Annotated in this window: 6 protein-coding genes; 2 read left to right on the top strand and 4 right to left on the bottom strand. The window is 60.1% G+C overall.

What is annotated here, in order from left to right; genetic code table 11:
- Positions 1-5 precede the first annotated feature (5 nt).
- Complete coding sequence (locus tag AC07R0_RS06455; RefSeq protein WP_495104240.1) at positions 6-1,016, top strand: zinc-binding alcohol dehydrogenase family protein; 1,011 nt, start codon at positions 6-8, stop codon at positions 1,014-1,016.
- Positions 1,017-1,019: 3 nt separating this feature from the next.
- Entirely contained in the window at positions 1,020-2,159 is a 1,140-nt protein-coding gene (locus AC07R0_RS06460; RefSeq protein ID WP_495104241.1) for a mannitol dehydrogenase family protein, read from the top strand.
- A gap of 106 nt (positions 2,160-2,265) precedes the next feature.
- On the opposite strand, the gene AC07R0_RS06465 is transcribed toward AC07R0_RS06460, so the two are convergent.
- The 4 genes from AC07R0_RS06465 to AC07R0_RS06480 form a co-directional block, all read right to left on the bottom strand.
- On the bottom strand, positions 2,266-4,428 hold the full coding sequence (locus AC07R0_RS06465) for a phospholipase effector Tle1 domain-containing protein (RefSeq protein WP_495104242.1): 2,163 nt from the start codon (positions 4,426-4,428) through the stop codon (positions 2,266-2,268).
- A 9-nt stretch (positions 4,429-4,437) separates the two neighbouring features.
- The gene (locus AC07R0_RS06470; protein ID WP_495104243.1) at positions 4,438-4,971 is read right to left on the bottom strand and encodes a DUF3304 domain-containing protein; all 534 of its coding nucleotides are present in this window, start codon (positions 4,969-4,971) and stop codon (positions 4,438-4,440) included.
- A gap of 26 nt (positions 4,972-4,997) precedes the next feature.
- A complete protein-coding gene (locus tag AC07R0_RS06475) occupies positions 4,998-5,912 on the bottom strand; it encodes a DUF4123 domain-containing protein (protein WP_495104244.1) in 915 nt (304 codons plus the stop codon).
- 7 nt (positions 5,913-5,919) lie between these two features.
- On the bottom strand, positions 5,920-6,204 hold a 285-nt coding region (locus tag AC07R0_RS06480), incomplete at its 5' end, for a DUF2345 domain-containing protein (RefSeq protein WP_495104245.1).

Consider the following 6,204-nt stretch of genomic DNA (forward strand, 5'->3'; position numbering starts at 1 on the left):
CCACCATGTTGACTGTTATTTGCGATACCCCGGGCACCCTGCGTGCCGAGCAGCGCGAGCGCCCTGTACGCGCCGAGGGCGAGGTTCTGGTGCGCGTTCGCCGTGTAGGCGTGTGCGGCACCGACTTGCACATCTACACCGGCAACCAGCCCTTTCTGCAATATCCGCGTGTGATGGGCCACGAGCTGTCCGGCGAGATCGAAGAGGCCGCCCCGGGTGGGCGCCTGGCCGTGGGCGACCTGGTGTACGTCATGCCGTATTTGTCCTGTGGCAAATGCATTGCCTGCCGCAACGGCAAGACCAATTGCTGCGTCAACATCCAGGTGCTGGGCGTACACCGGGACGGCGCCTTTACCGAATACCTGTCGCTGCCCGAAGCCTTTGTGCACAAGGCCCATGGCGTGACGCTGGACCAGGCGGCGATGATCGAGTTCCTGGCCATCGGCGCGCATGCCGTGCGCCGTGGCGATGTGCAGGCCGGCCTGCGCGTGCTGGTGGTCGGCGCAGGCCCCATCGGCATGGCGGCCATGGTGTTTGCGCGCATGCGCGGCGCCACAGTTACCGCCATGGACTCGCGCCAGGACCGGCTGGACTTTTGCCAGCGCGAGCTGGGCGTGGCGGGCACTGTGGCTTTGGGGGAGGGCGACGAAGCGCAGCTCAGCGCAGCCACCCAGGGCGAGTTTTTTGACCTGGTGTTTGACGCTACGGGCAACGCCAAGGCCATAGAGCGCGGCTTCCAGTTCGTCGCCCATGGCGGCAAATATGTGTTGATCTCGGTGGTGCGCGACACCATCACGTTTTCAGACCCCGAGTTCCATAAGCGCGAGACCACGTTGCTGGGCAGCCGCAACGCCACGGCGGAAGACTTTGAAATCGTCATCCAGGCCATGCGCGACGGCAAGGTGCCCACCGCGGCCCTGAACACCCACAAGCTCAAGCTGGCCGATGTGCCCGCCGACTTCGCCCAACTACTGGACCCGGCCCAGCGCGTGGTCAAAGCCATCGTGGAGGTCTAGGCCATGGCGCAGCCGATTCTGCAGTTCGGCACCAGCCGGTTCCTGCAGGCCCATGTGGATCTGTTTGTGTCCGAAGCCTTGGGCGGCGAGGGCGGTGCCGGCGCTGCGCTGGGCGGCATCACCATGGTGCAGTCCACCACCAGCCCGGCCAGCGCAGCCCGCGTTGCAGCGTTGGCGGGCGGCGCCGGCTACCCCGTGCGCCTGCGCGGCCTGGTGGCGGGCCAGCGGGTGGACCGCACCGTGCAATGCACCGCCGTGCGCGAAGCTCTGCAGGCCGACGTCCACTGGCCGCAGCTGCGCAAAGCCGTGGCCCAGCAGGTGCAGGTTATCGTCTCCAACACCGCCGACCAGGGTTACCAGCTGGACGCGTCGGATAGCGCTGCACTGCTCGCACCCACGGCTGTGGCACCCAAGAGCTTTCCGGCCAAACTGCTGGTGCTGCTGCACGGCCGCTGGCAGCAGAGCCCTGCGGCACCGCTGACCCTGCTGCCTTGCGAACTGGTAGAGCGCAACGGCGACGTGTTGCGCGATGTGGTGCTGGCGCTGGCGCACAGCTGGGGCTTGCCCGCCGCATACACCGACTGGCTGCGGCAGCATTGCATATGGGCCAACTCCCTGGTGGACCGCATCGTGTCCGAAGCACTGCAACCCGCCGGTGCTGTGGCCGAACCCTACGCGCTGTGGGCTATAGAGCGCCAGTCAGGCCTGGTACTACCCTGCAGCCACCCCGATATCGTGCTGACCGACGACCTAGCCCACCATGAGCGTCTGAAACTTTTGTTGCTGAACGCCGGCCACACCTACCTGGCCGAACGCTGGATGGCACTGCAGCGCCCTGCCGAGCAAACCGTGCGCGAAGCCATGGCCGACCAAGAACAGCGCGCCGAGCTGGAAGCCCTTTGGGACGAAGAGATCGTGCCCGTTTTCACCGCACTGGGCCAAGCCGCCGACGCCGAGGCCTATCTGGTCAAAGTGCGCGAGCGCTTCGAAAACCCCTTCCTGAACCACCGCATCGCCGATATCGCGCAGAACCATGTGCAGAAGAAGCAGCGGCGCTTGGGGCCGGTGCTGGCCTTGGCGCGGGAGTTGGGGATGGATATTTCGCAACTGCGTTTGCGGGCTGCGCTAGCGTCTCAGGGCTAATCTGGTGGTGAATTTGCTATGCAGTTTGTAGCCACTTTCGCAGATGAATCCTGCGGAAGCAGCTGATTCCGTTTCAAGTTCTGGCGGCTCTCGGTGTAGCCATGGCCTAAGCCATCGCCGTTTCAACCTGACTTTCTTGTCGGGTAAGCGCAATATCCTGGCGCAGGTTTTCGCTCCACACATAGGTGACCTTGGGCTCTTTGGCGGATGCGCCTTCTTGCGGTTGTACGACTGTGTCGGGCGCTTTGTTCAGCTCGTCTTCGTGGATGCTCTTGCGCATAAAAAAGCCTGATTGCGGGTAGTACCCACGTCGCAGCACATAACCGCCGCCTTCACGCCGCGAGTTGGTTTGCGTATCGATCGCCAGGCCGACTGCGATGTTGCTGTCGGTCATCACGGGATAAGGTGTACCAAACTCCGCTTCTTTCACCAGTTTGGTTTCCTCTGGGGTCAGCGTTTCACCCTTCTTTTGCTTGTCTTGTGCCTGCCGCGTTTTATGGGTGAGGTCGATGACTTCCTTATCGAAACCTTTCAGGTTTTCGGGTTTTTCTTTTTGCAGCTTGTCGATCTTTTCGCGCTTGTCGTATTCGGTCACTTCACCCGCCAGGTAAAAGCCTGCGTACGAGTCGTGCACATAGTCGTCAAAGAAACGCTGTACATCGGCAGGCAAGGGCTGCGGGTTATCGAAGATTGCGAGTGCCCATGCCTCCCATGCATCCAGTGGTTCACCTTCTTGCGCACGGTTGAACTGCCACTGGTTCATACGCGCAGCATCTTTGCTCTTGAACGGAGGAATGATGCGGTCATTCTGCGGGTCGCGTGGAATGCCTTTTCTGCGCAGGCGCAGCGCCTCCAGGTCTCCTGCCAGCATGCGGTTGGCATCGCGCAAATCCTGCTGGTCCTGGGTGCTGGCCGCTTGGAAGTTGGCCGCTGCCTCCAGCGTACTCAGCCGGGACGCCTTCCAACGGTAATACAGCTCCATATGCTTTTTAAGCAGATGGCCGTTCTTGCCTAGCTCGGCGGTGTAGGCATCCCACGCCGAGGCTAGTTGAGCGTCAACTTGAAAGTCATCTTGACGCGTAGCCTCCAACATGCTGAATGGTGTCAAGGGCACACCTGCTTTACGTGCCGCTTTGAACATATGGGCCAACGGAATCTGCGACAGCATTGCCGCCTGGGCTCCACGGCCCTTACCCTGGTCACCTGGAGCGTAGCCACCACCCACGTCCGAGTGCACACCGGGGAAGTAGAACTCCTCGATGTTGCCCACTATCTGCGTGACAGGGAAGTTCATGCGCTGCTCGTGGGCGGCAATGAAATGCATGCCTGCGGATACACAGTTTGGCAGGGGTTTCAATAGGCAGTTGGCCCAAGCCCAGTGGCCGTCAAACAACGCGCCGGGTGCCAACAGTATCGTCTGTGAGATGGACGCCGAACCACCTACCGATGCCACCGTGTCAAAAATCCCCAGAAAGGAAATGTGGGCCGGTATGCCGGCCAACTTGCCACCTTCGAGCAGGTCGCCAAATGCATGACAAAACGCCACCGCCTCTGCCGCCCCACGGGAGAAGCCGAACACCGATACCGTTACGGTGGGGATGCTGGGCTTGGGGCGCGCCGCCAAGGCGGCTTCGAGCTTTGCAATATGCGGAGCAAACCACTTCTTGGCAGTGACGACGGCACCCCCACCTTTTTCTGTGCTGCCGGGTTCTGGACGGCCTACTTCGTTGCCGTAGGACTGGGCGAGGTTGCCGGTTTCATCATCAGAAAAAAGAGGTTTATTTTTGTCGTGGTTCGTGCTGTGAATGGCATTTAAAACTTGCAGGAGGCCCCACACGATTCTTGGCTGACCTCCTTTAGCGAACGCTTTTCCATCTTGGGATTCGGTGGGCTCTCCGATCTCCTTGAATGGCGTACCGACACCTTGGATGTAGCTTCGATATATTCCGTTTTCTCTTTTGTCATCAGGGTAAGCTTCAAAAAGTCGGGCCACATTGCTGTGGCTGGCGTCCTCAGGCTTCATAGGCCTATTGGCAATGGGGCGAGGCAGCTTGGTTTTGGAGTCAGGTACTCCTGTACGCACACCATCTCGGTCACGGTACATATTGTTGTTGGTGCCATCAAAAAACAAGCCGACCTGCACAGGAATAGCGCAAGGCAGGTTGTTGGCGTCTTTGCTGCACGCCGCTGCTATTTGTGATTGCTCCTGCGTAGATGGTTTCAGGAATTTTTCTACGGGAAAGGGTGCTTGAGTCGGAGGTGGATGCATGTCTTAGCCTCACTCAGTAACTTCTGGCTTGCGTGTCCGGGGTATCGGATGCGCCTTGCTGTACCCTGGGTATTCGGAAACCACTACGCGCACTTCGTCATTGGGAAAGAAATGCAGGTAGATACTGCCTGGTTCGTCATATTTTTCTACTTCAACTATTTTTTCTTTTCTGATATGCGTATGCCCCTCCGGCATGTCCCAGCGCACTAAAACTTTAATTCCTGGGTGCCATACCCGTGGAATGGAAGTGCAGCAAATATCAGCACCACCCGCCCCCCAAGCCGACATTCCGCCACCGCCGCCACCCGGTATCTCATCCCCTGACAATGAAGCTGAATAAATGAAGTTCGGTGTGTGGTTGACGATGCCTACCTGCGCGGTAGCACTGTCATCTACCACCTTCTTCGTGAGCAGCCCCGAAAACACCGAGTCGCTGGCGTGCGACGGCCCGCCGCCTTGCATTTGCGCCCATGACGACATGCAGCCTTGCAAAGGCATGGTGGATGCGCAAATCAGAGCGCTCAAAGCGAGTAGTTTCTTCATAGGTTTTCTTTCTACGCGGCGCATATTCAGGGTGTCGTGTCTTGCCAGAAGTCTGGCGGCAGTGCAGCTACTTCACTTTGGTAGTCCATGCCTTGGAGGGTGTATTGCAGCAGCTTGGCCATGGCGGGGTGGTTGGCAAAATTCTCCGTCAAACACAGCGCCAGCACGCTGAAATGCTGGCGGTCTGGAGCAGCTTCTATGTGGTGCTGGCTGGCCAACGCCAAGTGTCGCGCCACACGGGCATGGCACTGGGCGGGAGCGTGGGGCTGCAGCACATCGGGTTGGCAGTCATAGATGTTGGCCAATATGGCATCGGCCTCGGCACCGTCTAACAGCGCAGCAAACGCAGCATCCGTCAGCGGCAGTTTGTCAAACTCTGCAGGCTTAACGTCGGGTGTAGCATCGCCCGTCCAGCGGGTCAGTTCGCCGTTGCGCTGGGTGCTCCACCACGCAGCCAAGGGCGCCAGCAGGTGCTTGCGTTGTGGGGTTTCCAGCGCGTCCAGCAGACCAGGCAACACGCGGGCATCGGCCCAGCGCAGCGGCCACTCCAGGCTGTCGGGTGTGCGGGCTACCAAATACGGGCGCAGGTGTTGCTGTAACGCTGGGGCGTCCAGTGTGCTGGCCAAAATACCCAGCATGGGCTTGCCAGCACAGGCTTCTTGTAATTTCTTCAGCCATGGCAGCTGCTCAGTTTGCGCCGCTGGCCCTGTCAGCAGATGGGGCGCCGCTGTGCCAAAGGTTTGCAATACTGTGTCGGCGTACAGAGAGAGCTTGGGTTGTCGCAGCCAGGGGCGCGAGCCTAAAAGGGCTTCGTCGAAGGCGCCATCGACCAATGCGAGCAGATGCAACGGCGTATCGGGGTGAAGCGTGTGCAGCGCGGCCAGCTCTTGGGTTATTTGTTCGGCCCAGCCATCGCGTATGGGTTCAATCGCAAAGTACATAGGTGTGTCAGGCGGCAGTAGGTGCCACAAACGGACTGCCACTGCGCAAAGCCGCCAGCATGCAGGGAATGCACACGCTTTGTGGCAGCTGCGGCAAGGGGTAACTCACATTCCCCGGCCCCTCAAACACCTTCTCAGAAGCATGCACGGTGATCTGCCCCGGTGCGGTGGTGGTGATGTTCCCCCCCTCAATGGTGATGCTGGCCCCGGCAGCAGTAGCGATGCGAATCCGCTTGGCCGCAGCCCAGTCGATGTGGGCGTTGGCGCTCATTACATCGACTTGGCCCTTGGC

The sequence above is a fragment of the Rhodoferax sp. GW821-FHT07F03 genome (assembly GCF_059418745.1).